This window comes from Furfurilactobacillus cerevisiae (genome assembly GCF_048961765.1).
GTDB lineage: Bacteria > Bacillota > Bacilli > Lactobacillales > Lactobacillaceae > Furfurilactobacillus > Furfurilactobacillus milii_A.
On record NZ_CP185253.1, the window covers coordinates 544,822 to 562,343 of the forward strand.

Consider the following 17,522-nt stretch of genomic DNA (forward strand, 5'->3'; position numbering starts at 1 on the left):
GTTGATATATGAAGGATAGACAAAGTATTTACCACTTTAATAGTTCATCCTGTTAATGAACGTATGTTATACTTTTATTAGTGGAATATATTGAGCCATGTCACGATTCTTGCTATTTTAGTGAATTGCATTTAATTTATTGTGAATTGTGCGGCCCAAAAGTGTTCCCATCAACTAATAAGGTGGTGTCACTCGTGGATAATCAAAAAGAAGAACAAAAATTGGTCGTTGATATGATGACAGAGGGGTATCTGTCGAGTTTCCGCCAGATTGAAAAGGTTCTTGGTCGAGTTTCAACTACGTTTGGTATTGGGTGGAGCGGCCTATCGATATTGAATCAACTCGCTACAAATCCGAATGTGAACGTATCTGACATGGCAGCGAAAAACCATGTGACTAAGGGTGCAATTTCTATTCAAATTTCTGAATTGATGAAGGATGGCCTGATTGAGATGGCTGAAGATCCAAACGATCGTCGTCATCACATCATAAAGCTGACCAAAAAAGGTCAAAAAATGGCTGATCGCGAAGTTGCCCAAGCAAAAGCCATGGCAGCGAAAGTCTTAAATAATATGGGTGAAGCAGAAATGATGCGGCTACATACTGACTTTGCTGCTTTTGCTCATCTTCTTGAAGATACTAAACTTGAATAATTTTTTTGTGAGATAACAATGTATCTGAATTCTTAAACATTTCAGATATATTGTTATCTTTTTTAACCGAACGTTCCATCTTTGTTAAATAAAAACGCTTTCATTCGTCTTGATGTTCGTCAATCTCCGTCTGCATGGTTACAAAGACATTTTAATCATGGTAAAATATACTCGCATTGTTTCGAGATATTCATTGAGTCTTACTTGTTTCTAAAGCGAACCGCTCAGTTTCATTCAAACGAACGGTGAGGATTTAACTGAGCGTGCTTTAATGACGGAGGATGCATTTTGAAAAAGGAACCGGCGAACTGGCTGGCAGTGCTAAAAATTGCGATGCCGCTATGTTTAAGCTATATTCCCATTGGCTTGGCTTGTGGTGTGCTATTGCATGCGGGCGGTTTGAATACATGGTTGGTGGCACTTGTGTCATTGATCGTGTATTCAGGTGGTGCGCAATTTTTGATTGCCACTATGTTAACGATTCATGCACCAATTTCCCAGATTGTAATTATGCTGTTTTTCCTTGAATTACGGTATGCACTCTTGGGTTCTAGTTTGTCACACTATCTCAAAAAGTCATCCCACAGATTTATTTTGGGGTTCGCGTTTTCACTAAACGACGAAAACTACGCGGTTAACTATTTGAAGTTTGCCACGGATAAATATTGGACACCAGGTAATGCTTTATTGGTTGAACACTATGCGTTGTACACCTGGGCATTTTCAAACGTGGTTGGGAGTTTGATCGGGTCATCATTGCACATTAACTTAGTGATTGTTGACTTTGCATTAACTGCTTTATTCTTGTTTATGGTTACGATGCAAGTTAAGCGCCGTTTAACGCTGCTGACAGCCATTTTAGCAGGTGTGCTGTCTGCTTTCTTCTGTGTTGCGTTAAAGAGTACCTTAGGGATTGTGATCGCGACGTTGCTCGCCTCGACAGCTGGATTCTTGGCTGATCGCGTGATTCGTTCGATGGCACAGGGCAGTTCCCTACTGTACAAAGTTCGTGGTCCCTCGGGGACGCGCGAGACGATTAACGAGCAGGAGCTGACTAAAGAGCGACTGTTGAAGGAAGAACAAGAGAAAGACAAGGATCACGACCATGAATGATTTAGCCTTAGTATTATTGGCGGGAGTGGCGGCCTTTATTCCGCGGTACTTCCCGATGTTGTTTTTTTCCAAACGTAAAATTCCAGACTGGTTCAACGAGTGGATGGGCTTTGTCCCTGTGTCGTTGTTCACCGCGTTAATTGTGAAGCAAATTTTCGTCACCTCGACGTATGCCTTTTCTGTAGGCAACATTGCCGCCATGATTTCCGCGGTGCTTGTTATTGTTATCGCGTACTTCACGCGTTCAATGACATTGTCCGTTGTTTTGGGATTGTTGCTCATGTGGGCATTAACAACTTTCTTATAAAATTGAATGAATTAACAGCTGACTATCATTTTTTGAGGGTCAGTTTTTTTGTGCCTGCCAGTTACTTGCTCACATCGTTATACTGAATAAAGTTATCACCTGGTAACTTTCAGACTGTTGTTGAGTAATGGGGTCTTGCCTTGCACTTACATTGCTCCAGCTGACGATAATATACAATGTGAGTGAAGTCGGGCAGGGATAGAATTCCGTGAAGGCAACACTTGGTGGCGGGGCTTGGCCACGTAGTGTTGCGGGACGACTTTTGAGACGGTTTGTGGCTCAAAATCGAGGTTAAAGACTCCGGTTTGGGGAGGCTGAGACCGGTCTCACGGAATGACATCCCAGCCAGACGGAACGGGAATTTACGTGTAGGCCTCCCATTTTTTTGACTGCTGTAACTTAGCTTGACTAGAAGTAGAAAAAACAACCGTCAAGAAATTGACAGTTGTTGGTGTGAAACATTATTTGTACATATAATCCCGTGTCATTGGCAACACGCGACCAGATGCACCCTTAGTGAGCAGGAACTGAATGACGTCGATGTTGCCAGACTGGAACGAAGCCGCACATGCCTGCAGGTACAAGTCCCACATGCGCATGAAGCGTTCGTCGAATTGTTTGGCAATTTCGTCACGGTGCTCATTGAAATTCTTGTCCCAGATTTCCGTGGTCCGTTGATAATGACGACGTAGTGGTTCCATGTCGTCGACCTGCAGACCAGCGTCGATCATGTGGTCGATGTTTTCCGTTAAGCCGGGAACATAACCACCTGGGAAGATGTATTTGTCGAGCCAAGCGTTTGTGGCACCGCCTTGTTGACGAGTAATGCCGTGAATTAAGGCGACACCGTCTTCAGTCAGGTATTTGGCCACACACTTGAAGTAGGCGCCCAAGTTTTCCTTACCAACATGTTCAAACATCCCAACTGAGGTGATGTAATCCCACGTTTCGTTACCCAATTCGCGGTAGTCTTCCAAACGAACTTCGGCAACGTCTTGTAAGTCTTCATCGATAATCCGTTGTTTAACCAAGTCATATTGTTCTTGGCTTAGTGTGATCCCAGTGACCTTTAAACCGTATTCTTTGGCTGCTGTGAGCATTAAAGTACCCCAGCCACAACCAATATCCAACAGACGTTTGCCAGGCTGAGGGTCAAGCTTCTTGATAATGTGATGAACCTTGTTCAACTGTGCTTGTTCCAAGGTGTCATCGTCATGTTCAAAGTAAGCACATGAGTACGTCAACGTCGGGTCTAACCACAACTTGTAGAAGTCATTACCAACATCGTAATGTTTTTGGATATCTTCTTTAGAGTGTGACTCACTGTGCGATTGCTTTGGCATGAACCGTTTGAACTTACTGTTGTTAAAGAAGCTACCAGCACTTTCGTAGGCTGATTCAATTAACTTTTGAATACTACCGTCGATTTCAATCCTGCCATCCATAACAGCTTCGCCAAGGGCCAACGACGCATTGCGCGTTAATGACTTAATTGGCACAAGTTCATGAAAGGTAACTGTCACCTGTGGTTCGCCGTCACCACCATAAACATCGCTGGTGCCGTCCCAATAATTGACACGCACAGGGATGTTGAATGAGTGACTGAGAAATGTCTTGTAAAATGTCTTATCCAGCATGAATCCTTCTGTTCCTTTCTCGTTAACCGTTTGATGGTAGTGCCCGTATGGCAAAAACGCCATCATGTTTTTTAAAAAATACAATCTTTAGTATAACGCTGTTTGTCAAAACACCCAACGCTTTAAATGCGGCTGAAAATGACTTATATAAGTCGATTTGTTCAGAATGCAAACAAACCTGATTTAGATTGTCAGTTAATTTACCAATTGTTTCTAACAAAAGATTTGCACGAATTTTCGTCAGGATATAAAATTCAGTAGTTTATAAAAGCCGGATGGTTGCATTGGTATAGACTATAATCTCTTGCTATACTGGTTGTGTAATCATCTTTTGATCAATTGGTTTTTAAATAGTAAGGGCCTTACTTATTGTTGAAACGTCACTCGAAAAGCATCGGTTAGTTAGTTTGTAAAGCGGACACGAAAGGAACTAGACAAAACATTGGTCAATATGGGGCTAAAAATGCCTATTTTGTGTACATTTACGTACTAGCATTTTATTATAAATATATAAAGATGTTTATAGGCGACGTTAGGAGGGTAGAGATAACGACCTGAATCTAACCGTTCTGTTAAACCACTTGATGAACGAATGGATTTAGCATGTTTGTTATCGCGTTAAAATGATTATAAATAAGCACATTATGCGCAGCACCAATGAAAAGCAGGTGCTCCAACAAATTATTAATGAAGGGCCGATTTCACGTAGTCAGATTTCACGTAATCTGGATTTAAATAAGGTGACTGTTTCTGATATTTATAACCAGTTATTGAAGTCCGGCGTCATTCGTGAGGTAGGTCACGGTGTTAGCACTAAAAACGGCGGACGCCGACCAGTAATGGGAGAACTTAACGTTGGCAAAAACTACGTTATGGCAATTAACTTAGGCAGCAGTAGTGTTGCTATCTTAATTAGTCGTTTTAACGCGTCTAAGTTAAGCGCCCAAACGATTGATACGGATGGCATTAATTTAACGACTGTAATGGACATGATTACGGCGGCGATTGCTAAGACGGTTGGTCAGTTAAATGACGAATCATTGGCTGGTATTGCGTTTGTGATTGATGGAACTGTTTACAATAATCACATTATTAGTACAGAGTTGAAAGGTCTGGAAAACTTTGACTTGGCCAAATACTTTGCAGATAAGTTCCAAGTTCCGGTATTGATTGAAAATGCTGCTAACCTGTCAGCTATTTATGAGCGTGATTTCCATGACAATGAGCTGTTTAAGAACCTGGTTACATTGATGATCGGCAAACATTTGCGGGCAGGTATTGTCGCCGATCAACACTTGTATACCGGTCATGAGGGGCACGCTGGTGAAGTTGGCGAAGCCTACCTAGTTGATCGTTATGATCACAGTAAAATGGCGGCTGCCGACGTTTATGCATCTGAACCTGCCTTAAACAAGGCGATTCGGGACCGCATGGGTTGGCAGGAAATGGACTTTGCAAAGCTTACCGAGGCCTATTACCACAAGGATGAGCGGGTGATGGAACCGATTGATGATTTTGCCTACTACCTGTCACGAGTATTGACGAATCTTTCCACGAGTTTTGCACCAGATGTTGTGATTTTGAATGGTGATATGTTCAAACGATTCCCGCAGATTTTGCAATCCGTTCGTAACGCGCTGGTACAAATGATGCCTGACGGCGATACACCGGTTATCCTGACAAAAGGGTACACAGAATCCGCTTTGCTTGGTGCAACTTCCTACATTATTCATCATGCCTTAGGGCTGGATGATTTGAAGCTAGACTTTCAGGCCAAAGCAGAGGGTGTAGCCGAATAGTTAGGTCTCTTTTGAGGGGGATAAGGTAGCTAACACATTGTGGGCTGCCTTTTTATTTTGCCAAACATTAAGTTCTTCATGAGTTTGTGGTGCTGTGAGTGGCTGAAAAATGGGCAGTGAGTTACAGTTAGAGCAGAGAAATTATTGGGGGATTTGGTTGTGACAACATACTATCAACGATTCGTTAAAAACGTTTCTTTGCGACGTTGGACGGTGTTAGGATTCATTGTGCTGGCACTTTGGTTAATGCGTTCCATGATCAGCATCGTATTGCTCACGTTTGTGTTTACTTTTTTGGTTACTCGGCTGACGCAGTTTATTCGTCGGTTTGTTAAAATACCGGCAGCTGTCATCGTGATTGCCATCTATTTATTGGTGATTCTGGGGTTATATTCGGGGATTACGAACTATATTCCTAAGTTGATTGATGAAACGGTCAAGATGGCGAATACCGTTTATAATTTTTATCGCAATCCGTCGCATGATACGAACTATGTGGTGAACTTTATCAATCAGTATGCCAAACGGCTAGATATCATGAACCAGCTTAAAAATTGGGCGACGATTATTTTGAATTATGTGGGGTACATCGGGCAAATGGCGCTCACATTGTTCTTCTCGCTGATTCTGAGCTTCTTCTTCACTGTCGAGAACAAGCGGGTGCGCGAATTTTCACACCTGTTCTTGGATTCTACATACGGGTGGTTTTTCCAAGACGTTTCCTATCTATTTAAAAAGTTCATCAATACGTTTGGTGTCGTTATTGAGGCGCAATTCTTCATTGCTATCTGCAATACAGTGATTACAACTGTCACGCTGGCCTTCATGCGGATGCCACAGTTACCAACCCTAGCGTTAATGATCTTCATTCTCAGTTTGATTCCGGTGGCAGGGGTAATCATCTCGGTGGTTCCGCTTGGCTTAATTGGTTATTCTGTCGGTGGTTTGGATTACGTCATTTATATTTTGGTAATGATCCTCGTAGTGCATACATTAGAAGCCTATGTGTTGAATCCACAGTTTTATGCTAGTCGAACCGAGTTGCCCATCTTCTATACGTTTGTCGTGTTACTAGTTGGCGAGCGGTTATTCGGTGTTTGGGGACTGATTTTCGGCGTGCCACTATTTACATTTTTCCTTGATCTACTGGGCGTTAAGTCAATTGGTCGCGAACGACCGAGTATCAAACGAATGCGGGAACGCCGTCGTGCCAAACGTGAGTCCAGCGCGAATGACGGAAAGTAGCGTGAACTATGTAATTTGTGTCGGATTTCGGTTATAATGAATTGATAATTACATTTAAGGAAGAGGTTATTAGAGATGGCTAAATTAGTATTGATTCGTCACGGTCAATCACAATGGAACTTATCTAACCAGTTTACTGGCTGGGTTGACGTTGACTTGAGCGACAAGGGTGTTGAAGAAGCAAAGCATGCTGGTCAATTGATCAAGGAACATGGTTTGGAATTTGACTACGCCTTCACTTCAGTTTTGACACGTGCAATCAAGACCTTACACTACGCCTTGGAAGAATCCGACCAATTATGGGTTCCTGAAACCAAGACTTGGCGTTTAAACGAACGTCACTACGGTGCTTTACAAGGCCAAAACAAGGCTGAAGCTGCCAAAAAGTGGGGCGATGACCAAGTTCACACTTGGCGTCGTTCATACGATGTTTTGCCTCCATTGTTGAGTGCTGATGACGAAGGTTCTGCATCAAAGGACCGTCGTTATGCTAACTTGGATCCAAAGATCGTTCCCGGTGGTGAAAACCTGAAGGTCACTTTGGAACGTGTTATGCCTTTGTGGGAAGACGAAATTGCACCTAAGTTATTAGATGGCAAGAACGTTATCATCGCTGCCCACGGTAACTCATTACGTGCTTTGTCCAAATACATTGAAAACATTTCTGACGAAGACATCGTCTCATTGGAAATGGCAACTGGTGAACCAGTTGTTTACGACTTCAACGACAAGTTGGAAGTTCAAAGCAAGACTAAGTTAGACAAGTAATTATTGATATAAAATGAGGCCCTCAACCGATTTGTGGTTGAGGACCTTTTTTGAAATAGTATATGCATGACCTCAAGAATCAGATATAATTTGGATTCTCCAGATCGCATATGATTTGCTCGGAATTGAAAAGTTGATGGAAAATAGATTCAGTGATGACATACGTGACAGGCCATCAATGACAGAGTAAGATATGTCAAAAAATTGTAGTACAATAAAATTACTTCAAAATACAATGTAAACACTGAAAAGGTTGACTACTATTTCAGTCAATTCATTCAAAAGCAGGAGGTCTAACAATGAGCACTGAAAATGTTTTTGAAAAAATGTTGGTTGAAGCAGAGCGTACAGACTTACAAACGTTGAGAGCTGATTTCTTAAATGAAAAGGATCCGGCTAAACAACAAGTTTTACATGCGCCTTATACGTACGTGCTCGATAAGCGGCAAGAAAAAGTGATTAATCATCAGGAGTTCAGTAGATGATTAGACCTCAATATTTGATTGTTGGTGGTATTAATGGTGCTGGAAAAAGTACACTTTATGACACTTCGTCAGATTTGTTTGCTGGGACTAAACGCATTAATGCTGACGAATTTTAAGAGCAAGTGGCGGAGATTGGCATAAAACTAGTGACAATCTGAAAGCAATTGCATAAAGCTTTTGAAACGAAGACTAGTGTTCATGTTGAAACTACATTAGCTGGAGTTGGAAAGACACAGGTTGAACTTATCAATCTAGCGCACAAATATGGATTTGAAGTGACATTGTTGTACGTCACACTTGATAGTCCTCAAACTACAATTGATAGAGTTAACGTACGTGTTCAAAAGGGCGGTCACCGGTCACGGTGTACCTGCAGAGCTAATCAAGAAGCGTTATGTACAGTCACTTAATAATTTAGAAGATATTGCCAGTCATGTAGATAATGTGTTCATATATGATAACTCTGATCGATTCGTTAATATTTATAACCGGTTGGATGGTGTAGTGTTGCTGAATGATTTAAAGAACTATCCATGGGTTCTACCTATTCTTTAGAGTAGTAAACGAGACGTTTAGTGATAATCTAATGATATTGGAAATGACAATAGGTGAACCGATTGTTTATGATTTCAACGACAAGTTGGAAGTTCAAAACAAGACTAATCTTTACGAGTAAATTTTGAACAATTTTTAAAGAGCAACTGTCGTCGGTCAGTTCATTTTTGCACAGTTGGTTGGAAATGAGTGATGATGTGAGTAGTGAAGTTGCGAATGATATTAAGGAGCATTAATGTCAGAATTAATGAATTATCTGAACATTCATGAGAAGGGCATTGATCAGGATGTAGATACAGTGGATCTTAATCCAGAAGGTAAATATTATGACCCCGATTCATCCAGTTTAAAGCTTTACAAAGACTTTCAAACAATATTTTCAAATCGTACTTTTCCAAGTGGTGATGAAATAACAAAAGTAAAAATCATGAAACCATATGGGCTACAACTTACAATAGCGACAAAAGAAGGTGAGATAGTCTATAAAATGGGTATGGCAGCCGATTATTTTGGTATTTAGTAGATTGTAAAATTAATCCGAACGCTGTTCGGACAAAAAAGATCAGCTTCCTTTAAAATGGTGTTTACAACAAACCCATCTTTTAGGAGCTGATCTTTTGTCTAGTATAACCTATTCCGAACGAATTAAAATCGAAACCTTTTGTGAACTAGGGCTGTCCAATATCCAAATGGGCGTTCGGCTGAACCGATCACCGTCAACAATTTTGTCAAGGGCAGTTTAAAAATGTAGGTTTTCGGCAGAAAGAAATGTAGGTTTTCGGCAGTTACTTGAGGCCACGTAATCGGTAAGATTTACCAGTGATCTTCACTACGTGAACATGATGAACCAAGCGATCGAGAATGGCTGCTGTCACAGTTGGGTTCTGGAAAATATCAACCCAAGCGGATAGATCACTATTGCTGGTAATGATCGTTGAATGCTTTTCATAGCGGGCATTGACTAGCTGAAATAAGAGGTTAGCTTCTTGGTGACCAATTGGCAAATACCCAATTTCATCAATAATTAATAGGTCATAGCGCGAATAGCGGCTTAGAGATCGATCAAGCAGTCCTTTTTCGTAAGCTGCTCTCAATCTAATCAACAGCTCATGACAATTAATAAAGAGAACCCGACAGCCCTGTTTACAGGCCTCAATCCCAATACTAATTGCCAAGTGGGTTTTACCGACTCCCGGATTGCCAATAAAGATTAAGTTTTCAGACTTTTCCATAAAAGCCAGATTCTGGAATTCCAGAACCTCTTGGCGATTCATACTGGGTTGAAAGCTAAAATCAAATGTATCTAGGGATTTTGTATTGGGGAACCGAGCACGGCCAATGGCCCGTGCAATCTGACCTTCGTGTCGATTCTGGAGTTCCGAATTAGTTAAATCAATTAGCGCCTCAGTTAATGACAGATTATCAGTGTGAATTTGATCAAGGTAATTCGGCAAGTATTCACGGATTTTGTTTAACCCTAAGCGCTCAAGATTATTTAAAAGAATTTGATTATTAGTGGTCATGGTAGCCTCCTATAAGTTGTCGTAATCAGTCATATGTTCACGAATGTAAGCTGAAATGTCTTCATCTGTCCGCCCTTTAAGCAAATCAGATTTGAGGATATTGAACTGATCTTGGGGGTCATAATTCAGCGAATTGGTAGTTATGGAGTGCGTACGAATTTCTTCTCCGTTATAATAAATGTGAATGCGCTGCTCATCATTGGAGATTTCAACAGCAACCGTACAACCAATGTATCGCGGATCTACTGAGTACTTACATTTGCGGAAATTGATCATGGCCTCCTTCGAAACGACACGGGTAATGTTTTCTTCGAAGTATGGTTCAAGGAGATTAACTGGAACGCGATGAAGGTACTCTTTTTCTTCGTCTAACCATTTCAGGTACGGGACTTCGTCCGTGGCCTGCGAAGTTTCATGATTTAGATCATCTCGGAGCATATGAACTAGTTCGATTAGCTCAGTTCCATCAGCAAATTCAGTATTGTATGGCCGTAAACGTTCAACCGTGCGAGCAAGGGCTTCAACTGCACCTTTAGTTTGTGGTCTGAATGGTCGACAAGCAATTGGTGTGAAACCGGCATCTTTACAGAATTCGTGGAACCGTTCGTTAAAGACAGCGTGGCCAAACTGGGATTTTGTATGATCCACAACGGTTTTCATATTATCAAACCAGATTTCCGTCGGAATACCTCCGGTATGAAGGAAAGCGTCGTGTAAGCAAGAAAAGAGGGTATCTTGGCTCCGATCAAAGGTTAGTGTCATATATTTGAGTTTTGAATAAGGCAATACATACAAGAAAATATTGAATTTAAACAGCTCACCCTCGCTGCTCACTAGGGCCATTTCTTCTTTCCAGTCAACTTGAGCAGAGAGACCAGGGGAATGTTCAATCCGAATGGTAGCTTTCTTAACTCGTTCTCGGCGGGTTTGGCGACAATAATCTTTCACGAGGGTATAGCTGCCGGTAAAGCCCTTCTTCTGGATAAATTTAAAAATTGAAGCAGCCGAACAATTTAGTTCAAGCTTTGAATCGATGGTTTGCTTGAATGGATCCAGTAAACTTGGCCGTTTCGGTCGACCACTTGGTCGGCCCTTAAGTCCAGCTTTGACTTCCTCATAGGCTTTCTTAACGGTTCGATAATCAACATTATATTGCCGGGCAATCTCGGCGAAGTTAGGCTTAATATTTTCAGTCACGTAAATCGTCACTCCTTCTCTTAAATCACGTCTCACATCAAATTCCTCCTACACTCTGATGTGATTCATGATACAAAAAATGTAGGAAAACCAACAGTTCTAACCTGCCGTTTTCCTACATTTTACGGGTGCCTTTTACACAATTTCTTATGAATTATCTCGATGTCAACCTTATCAGGCTGAATTAGCACAAACAGATGCCGAATACAAGCGATCACGATGTGGTCGGAAAACTAAGCTGAGCGATGAGTTAAAGCAAACAATTCTCAACCATTTACATCTAAGCTGGTCACCAGGAATGATTGCTCACGAATTTAAACTAGCGACTAAATCTATTTATAATTGGCTAAATCAGGGGAGAATTGGTTTCTCCTTGAATGATCTACCTGAACATGGCGTACGCCAACGGCGTAACGTTGACCAACGATCCAAATATAATCAATCTTTGGGGCGATCGATTGAACAGCGTCCCATGATGATTAATCAACGTAATCGCATCGGTGATTTTGAACTAGATACCGTCGTTGGCCCTCGTGGGCATAGTAAGGCAGTTTTATTAACTTTAATCGATCGCAAATCACGGTTCCTTTGGGCATATCGGTTAAAGGACCGAACGACAGCGAGTGTTAATGAAGCACTGACTAAGTTCCTAACAACTTTTAATGGACCGGTGCACAGTTTTACTGTGGACCGTGGTACTGAGTTTAGTGGGCTAGTATCATTTGAATCACAATATGGTATTAAGACCTATTACTGTCATGCTTATACGCCAGCTGAACGTGGTAGTAATGAACGCTTTAATCGGAATTTACGTTATTTTTATCCTAAGGGGACTCGTTTTGAGCACATTAGTGCTCAAGATTTAACGACGACGTTACTCCAAATTAACCAGAGACCGCTTAAAATACTTGACTGGAAAACACCGTATCAGGTTATGCTGACCAATTTGTCCAAAAATTCGGATTAAATTTGCAATCTACCATTTCACGAAGGCGTCTTAAGAAAAAAGGAAAGTTTTCTATTGATGAAGTCCGGAAAGTCTTGAAGATTTCACGTCTTATTGGTGGGCATATGTTATTTCCCAAAAATGTAGAAATAGTAAAAAAGGATACCTTTATTTCCGGTCAGGGTCGAAGCATCAATGTTAATCGGGCCAATACGATGTATGACAGACCGGATTTGTTTCTGCTGGATTTGTCAAACTACTATGAAAAGAAGCCATATCGAATTAAAGCATTTGATTGTTTTTCAGTCTTTTTAGACCTTTTTGTTAACTTCTCTGGTTTTATTAACTTTTATGACCTGAATGGGTTTGTCGATGAAAATCAGCATGTTATTAATCTATTAACAGGTACCGCTTTTAACTCATCGGCAGACTTAATTAATAATGTGGAATTAATAACTTTTCCCGAAAACAAGGTGAACGCGGAAAGGCTAGTACAACAGTCTAATAAACGAATATTTGAAAGATCCAAGTATTTAACAAATAAGTACGGACTGGCTAGGGCTTAGAAATAGTAAGTTAGTAGCAATTGTGAATTATCACAAGTTTAATCATTTTTTTAAATAATATTTTCAAATCAGAAACATATAAAATATTTCAACCAATTCGAAGCGAAGAAAACGTAAGAAATATTCTGTTAGTGAATTTAAACAGTATCCTGAATGATTAGATGAGGGGGGGTAAGATGAATGCAATTACACAAGTAGTATTGTAATTGTTTTTTGCTGTAAATATACAAAGCGTATAGAAAAAAATCCTGAATAAAGTGAGGTTCTCAGTTATCAAATAGAGACTGAGAGCTTTTTTTGTGCACTTTATCTTTATATGGTGATCAATCGTTAAGCTAAATAATTGCGAGGCTTCGAATGCGTCAGGCAAAATAGAGGTTCACAAGACTGTTCCGGAACGGTTCATAGAACCTTTCTTTACAAGTGAAAGTATGAACATTCGAAAAGAGATCTCGCTGATGTTTTATGAAATTGTCCCTTGCAAAGGACACTATCTTGTGAAAGCGGATACTTTTTCTAGCCTATTATATTAAAAGGGGTGGGGCGTTTATGCAGTTAAATGATCAGCAACAAGGTTTGATTGATATTTTGATGCGACAAAACGATTACATCACTGCCCACAAGCTTTCTGAGGTCACCAACACATCTACTAAAACGATTTATCGAAATGTCCGTAGCATTAATGATAGTTCAGAGTCTGGTGATGTCATTGAGGCAGTACGTGGAAGGGGGTATCGCCTAAATTACGATCGGTATATTTATGAACGGAATACCAGCGTGGATAATACCTTGGACTATTCACCAATCGAACGACGTAACCGGATTTTACTGGAGTTATTGTTCAACGCTCCGTTTGATTTAAATGTTGACCGCTTGTATGAGCATTATTACGTGAGTGAAACGGTGATTGAAAACGATATTTCCTTGATGAATAAGTTAGCGTTGTCGTTTGGACTGGTACTAAAGCATCGCTATCGTCGTTTATCAATAACTGGTCCCGAACCAAACATTCGTCAGGCAATTCGAAATACGATTAACAAGGGTGACCTCATGGACAAAGAAAGCATCGATGATTTTATCGACGATTTCCATGAGCTGTCATCGTTTGATGAACGGTTTTTAATCGCTCAACTTGAATACTTGGAGCGTTCATTGAAGCTAACGATTCCTTACCCGTATAACATAAATATTTTTTCGCATCTCTATATTTTGATGAGTCGTTTTCGTGAGGGGAAGGTAGTTGATGATCCGGAGCAGAATCGATTAACTACTGACCAAAAAGCGTTGACGGAGCGCAATCCTAAGTTTGCAGAAGTGGCTCGAGAAATCATCGGTAAAATTGGCCGCTATCTCAACACAACATTGCCTGCCATCGAAGATTTTTACCTGCTTCAGTACATGGTCTCAATGCGGTACGATCGTGAATTGCCGAGTACGACGCATGAAGATCAGTTGGTTGATCAACTTGTTGTGTTCTACGTTGATGGCTTTGATTTTAATGGTCGCGCCGTGGATCGAACTGCATTGGTTGCGGATTTACGGAACCATATCAAACCAATGGTCAATCGTTTGAAAAACGGCATTTCGGTAGCCAACCATTTATTGAAGGAGATTGGGTCTGAGTATCCTGAGGAGCTCGCTCAAGTTAAGCAGCTGTCCAGTGAGGCGCAAACGAAATTTGCTTTGCCAGCCGCGATTAGTGCTGACGAAAGTGGTTTTATTACCTTGTACTTTGCGAAGTATCTAGAACAGGCCAAGCCGGCCAAACGAATCCTCATCATGTGTGCCAGCGGTGTTGGGACGTCACAACTGATCCGAGTGAAAGTTCAGAAGGCCTTCCCAGACTTGGATGTGGTGGCCGTTGTTTCAAAAGACGGGTATTTAAAGCATGCTGCTGATTACGGGCACATTGACCTTATTATCACGACAGTCAACGTAACACCGGCCGAAGACACTAGTGTGGTGATGGTTAGCGCAATGTTTACCAAGGCCGATCGGGATCAGGTCGCTAATTGGATTGAACGGAGGGACAGCTGATGATTGATTCGCAAGAGCTATTTTTCATGTCACTATCACCCTCGGCCAGTTCTCTAGACACGTTTCAAACAATGGCGCAGCGATTGGTCCAGTTACAGCGTGTCAGTGATGTTGACGCGTTTACGGATTTAATCGTTAAACGCGAGGCACAGGGGATGACCATGATTGCGCCACAAATTTTGATGCCACACGCTGTGGGGTCCGTTGTTCTTAGGAACACGGTTCTAATTGGTTGGCTGCAAACGCCACAACATTGGCGGCAGCTACCGACCATCAGACTGATCGTTATGCTAGCAACGCCGACAGCCTCAGCGGCGCAAACAGATCCACAGTTCACGACATTATTGACGCGACTAGCCGACGACGAAGTGACGAAAAAGTTAGTAAAACAAAACTCATTGATTGATGTTCGAGCATTACTGCAATGAGAAGACATGAAAGGGGTAGTCGCACGTGTATTTTGATAAAGATGTGATTTTATTCGGCCAGTCGATAGCTGATCAAACCACAGCCTTAACAACGTTAGCCGATGCATTACAAGAAGCTGGCGTAGTTAAATCAAGTTTTAAAGAAGGTATTTTAAGCCGTGAAAAGCAATTTCCAACGGGATTGCTTGCACCATCGATGGGGGTAGCCATTCCACATACGGACGCGGTTCATGTGATTAAACCACAAATTGGCTTTCTTCAATTGAAGGAACCAGTTCATTTCAATCAAATGGGTGATAACGCTGATGTATCAGCCAAATTGATTTTTATGTTGGCATTAAATGATCCTGATTTGCAGTTAGCGATGCTACAACGGTTAATGGGATTATTCCAGAATGATGACCTAATGAAGAAGTTGACGACGATTAGTACTACTGCTGACTTCAAAGACATTATGAAACAAGCAGAGATTGATTAATTATTGGAGGAATTGTAATGGCAGCGTTACAGTGGTTTGTTAATTTAGGAGCGAGCGTTATGCTCCCAGTTTTATTATTTATTTTTGCACTTATTTTGCGTATCAAACCCGGTAAGGCATTTAAGGCTGGATTAACGGTCGGAGTTGGATTTGTTGGTCTGAACTTGGTCATCAGTCTGTTGACTAAAAACCTGGGACCAGCCGCTCAAGCGATGGTTAAAAACTTTGGTTTACATCTGACATCTATTGATATTGGTTGGCCTGCAGCATCTGCCATTGCCTACGGAACTGTTTTAGGTAGTTTGGCGATTCCAGTTGGTGTTATTGCAAACGTCATTTTGCTACTAGTTGGTTTGACGAAAACATTGGACGTCGATGTTTGGAATTACTGGCACATTGCCTTTACTGGTTCACTTGTCTATGTTGTGACACATGATTTTGCTTTAGGATTATTCACCATGATTGTTCATGTCATGCTGATTTACTTGTTGGCGGATTTAGCTGCGCCGACAGTTCAAAAATACTACGGGCTGGAAGGCATTTCATTTCCTCAAGGGGCCTCAGCACCTGGTTTCTTGATGGCCTTACCATTAAACTGGTTGTTTGACCGTATTCCTGGAATTAACAAGGTTAAGATCACACCGGAAACTGTCCAAAAGCGGATGGGAATCTTTGGTGATTCAACGGTGATTGGTTTGGTGATTGGACTAGTTATTGGTGCTTTAGCACATTACTCAGTTGCTAAAACTCTTCAACTCGGAGTTAACACCGCGGCTGTCTTGTTATTGATGCCGCGGATGGTTTCCTTGTTGATGGAAGGTTTGAGGTAGATTGCAAATTTAATCCGAATTTTTGGACAAATTGGTCAGCATAACCTGATACGGTGTTTTCCAGTCAAGTATTTTAAGCGGTCTCTGGTTAATTTGGAGTAACGTCGTCGTTAAATCTTGAGCACTAATGTGCTCAAAACGAGTCCCCTTAGGATAAAAATAACGTAAATTCCGATTAAAGCGTTCATTACTACCACGTTCAGCTGGCGTATAAGCATGACAGTAATAGGTCTTAATACCATATTGTGATTCAAATGATACTAGCCCACTAAACTCAGTACCACGGTCCACAGTAAAACTGTGCACCGGTCCATTAAAAGTTGTTAGGAACTTAGTCAGTGCTTCATTAACACTCGCTGTCGTTCGGTCCTTTAACCGATATGCCCAAAGGAACCGTGATTTGCGATCGATTAAAGTTAATAAAACTGCCTTACTATGCCCACGAGGGCCAACGACGGTATCTAGTTCAAAATCACCGATGCGATTACGTTGATTAATCATCATGGGACGCTGTTCAATCGATCGCCCCAAAGATTGATTATATTTGGATCGTTGGTCAACGTTACGCCGTTGGCGTACGCCATGTTCAGGTAGATCATTCAAGGAGAAACCAATTCTCCCCTGATTTAGCCAATTATAAATAGATTTAGTCGCTAGTTTAAATTCGTGAGCAATCATTCCTGGTGACCAGCTTAGATGTAAATGGTTGAGAATTGTTTGCTTTAACTCATCGCTCAGCTTAGTTTTCCGACCACATCGTGATCGCTTGTATTCGGCATCTGTTTGTGCTAATTCAGCCTGATAAGGTTGACATCGAGATAATTCATAAGAAATTGTTGACGGTGATCGGTTCAGCCGAACGCCCATTTGGATATTGGACAGCCCTAGTTCACAAAAGGTTTCGATTTTAATTCGTTCGGAATAGGTTATACTAGACAAAAGATCAGCTCCTAAA

At 41.3% G+C, this 17,522-nt stretch carries 17 protein-coding genes and 3 pseudogenes; 16 read left to right on the forward strand and 4 right to left on the reverse strand.

Features of this window, described 5'->3' with window-relative positions; all coding sequences use genetic code 11:
- The first annotated feature begins 194 nt into the window (after window positions 1–194).
- The 3 genes from ABUE36_RS02445 to ABUE36_RS02455 all read left to right on the forward strand — a co-directional run bounded on the left by ABUE36_RS02445 (window position 195) and on the right by ABUE36_RS02455 (window position 2,073).
- Window positions 195–653, forward strand: coding sequence for a MarR family transcriptional regulator (locus ABUE36_RS02445; protein WP_161001965.1), 459 nt, complete (start codon window positions 195–197; stop codon window positions 651–653).
- A 288-nt stretch (window positions 654–941) separates the two neighbouring features.
- Complete coding sequence (locus tag ABUE36_RS02450; RefSeq protein WP_421017085.1) at window positions 942–1,766, forward strand: AzlC family ABC transporter permease; 825 nt, start codon at window positions 942–944, stop codon at window positions 1,764–1,766.
- On the forward strand, window positions 1,759–2,073 hold the full coding sequence (locus tag ABUE36_RS02455; protein WP_017263095.1) for an AzlD domain-containing protein: 315 nt from the start codon (window positions 1,759–1,761) through the stop codon (window positions 2,071–2,073). The genes ABUE36_RS02450 and ABUE36_RS02455 overlap by 8 nt, the downstream gene beginning before the upstream one ends.
- 461 nt (window positions 2,074–2,534) lie before the next feature.
- Here the strand turns inward: ABUE36_RS02455 and ABUE36_RS02460 are convergent, their stop codons facing one another.
- The gene (locus ABUE36_RS02460) at window positions 2,535–3,710 is read right to left on the reverse strand and encodes an SAM-dependent methyltransferase (protein ID WP_161001689.1); all 1,176 of its coding nucleotides are present in this window, start codon (window positions 3,708–3,710) and stop codon (window positions 2,535–2,537) included.
- A gap of 623 nt (window positions 3,711–4,333) precedes the next feature.
- On the opposite strand from ABUE36_RS02460, the gene ABUE36_RS02465 reads away from it, so the two are divergent.
- From ABUE36_RS02465 to ABUE36_RS02495, 7 genes and pseudogenes are all read left to right on the forward strand, one after another.
- Window positions 4,334–5,509, forward strand: a complete 1,176-nt coding sequence (locus ABUE36_RS02465) for an ROK family protein (RefSeq protein ID WP_421017086.1) — start codon at window positions 4,334–4,336, stop codon at window positions 5,507–5,509.
- A 159-nt stretch (window positions 5,510–5,668) separates the two neighbouring features.
- Complete coding sequence (locus tag ABUE36_RS02470) at window positions 5,669–6,754, forward strand: AI-2E family transporter (RefSeq protein WP_161001690.1); 1,086 nt, start codon at window positions 5,669–5,671, stop codon at window positions 6,752–6,754.
- 75 nt (window positions 6,755–6,829) lie between these two features.
- The gene (locus ABUE36_RS02475; protein WP_161001691.1) at window positions 6,830–7,522 is read left to right on the forward strand and encodes a 2,3-diphosphoglycerate-dependent phosphoglycerate mutase; all 693 of its coding nucleotides are present in this window, start codon (window positions 6,830–6,832) and stop codon (window positions 7,520–7,522) included.
- 299 nt (window positions 7,523–7,821) lie between these two features.
- Window positions 7,822–8,007: a hypothetical protein gene (locus ABUE36_RS02480; protein WP_161001692.1), complete on the forward strand. Its 186-nt coding sequence runs from the start codon at window positions 7,822–7,824 to the stop codon at window positions 8,005–8,007.
- Complete coding sequence (locus ABUE36_RS02485) at window positions 8,004–8,123, forward strand: ATPase (protein WP_421017087.1); 120 nt, start codon at window positions 8,004–8,006, stop codon at window positions 8,121–8,123. The genes ABUE36_RS02480 and ABUE36_RS02485 overlap by 4 nt, the downstream gene beginning before the upstream one ends.
- A 674-nt stretch (window positions 8,124–8,797) precedes the next feature.
- Complete coding sequence (locus ABUE36_RS02490) at window positions 8,798–9,082, forward strand: hypothetical protein (RefSeq protein ID WP_421017088.1); 285 nt, start codon at window positions 8,798–8,800, stop codon at window positions 9,080–9,082.
- Between the two features lie 97 nt (window positions 9,083–9,179).
- Window positions 9,180–9,287: pseudogene (locus tag ABUE36_RS02495) on the forward strand (helix-turn-helix domain-containing protein); the annotation flags it as partial.
- 60 nt (window positions 9,288–9,347) lie between these two features.
- Here ABUE36_RS02495 and istB read toward each other — a convergent pair.
- Window positions 9,348–10,085 (reverse strand): IS21-like element helper ATPase IstB, encoded by a 738-nt coding sequence (gene istB / locus ABUE36_RS02500; RefSeq protein ID WP_014386885.1) that lies wholly within the window; start codon window positions 10,083–10,085, stop codon window positions 9,348–9,350.
- A gap of 9 nt (window positions 10,086–10,094) precedes the next feature.
- A complete protein-coding gene (istA, locus tag ABUE36_RS02505; protein WP_003555353.1) occupies window positions 10,095–11,318 on the reverse strand; it encodes an IS21 family transposase in 1,224 nt (407 codons plus the stop codon).
- 103 nt (window positions 11,319–11,421) lie between these two features.
- Here istA and ABUE36_RS02510 point away from each other — a divergent pair.
- From ABUE36_RS02510 to ABUE36_RS02535, 6 genes and pseudogenes are all read left to right on the forward strand, one after another.
- Window positions 11,422–12,249 (forward strand): annotated as a pseudogene (locus ABUE36_RS02510) (IS30 family transposase); the annotation flags it as partial.
- Window positions 12,250–12,251: 2 nt separating this feature from the next.
- Window positions 12,252–12,794: a DUF6994 family protein gene (locus ABUE36_RS02515; protein WP_421017089.1), complete on the forward strand. Its 543-nt coding sequence runs from the start codon at window positions 12,252–12,254 to the stop codon at window positions 12,792–12,794.
- 549 nt (window positions 12,795–13,343) lie between these two features.
- A complete protein-coding gene (locus ABUE36_RS02520) occupies window positions 13,344–14,831 on the forward strand; it encodes a BglG family transcription antiterminator (RefSeq protein ID WP_421017090.1) in 1,488 nt (495 codons plus the stop codon).
- 26 nt (window positions 14,832–14,857) lie between these two features.
- A complete protein-coding gene (locus ABUE36_RS02525) occupies window positions 14,858–15,259 on the forward strand; it encodes a PTS sugar transporter subunit IIA (protein WP_421017091.1) in 402 nt (133 codons plus the stop codon).
- Window positions 15,260–15,284: 25 nt separating this feature from the next.
- Complete coding sequence (locus ABUE36_RS02530) at window positions 15,285–15,737, forward strand: PTS sugar transporter subunit IIA (RefSeq protein WP_161001696.1); 453 nt, start codon at window positions 15,285–15,287, stop codon at window positions 15,735–15,737.
- A 17-nt stretch (window positions 15,738–15,754) separates the two neighbouring features.
- Window positions 15,755–16,561, forward strand: a pseudogene (locus tag ABUE36_RS02535) (PTS transporter subunit IIC); the annotation flags it as partial.
- A gap of 15 nt (window positions 16,562–16,576) precedes the next feature.
- Here the strand turns inward: ABUE36_RS02535 and ABUE36_RS02540 are convergent.
- A complete protein-coding gene (locus ABUE36_RS02540) occupies window positions 16,577–17,506 on the reverse strand; it encodes an IS30-like element ISLpl1 family transposase (protein WP_096109805.1) in 930 nt (309 codons plus the stop codon).
- Between the last annotated feature and the right edge of the window lie 16 nt (window positions 17,507–17,522).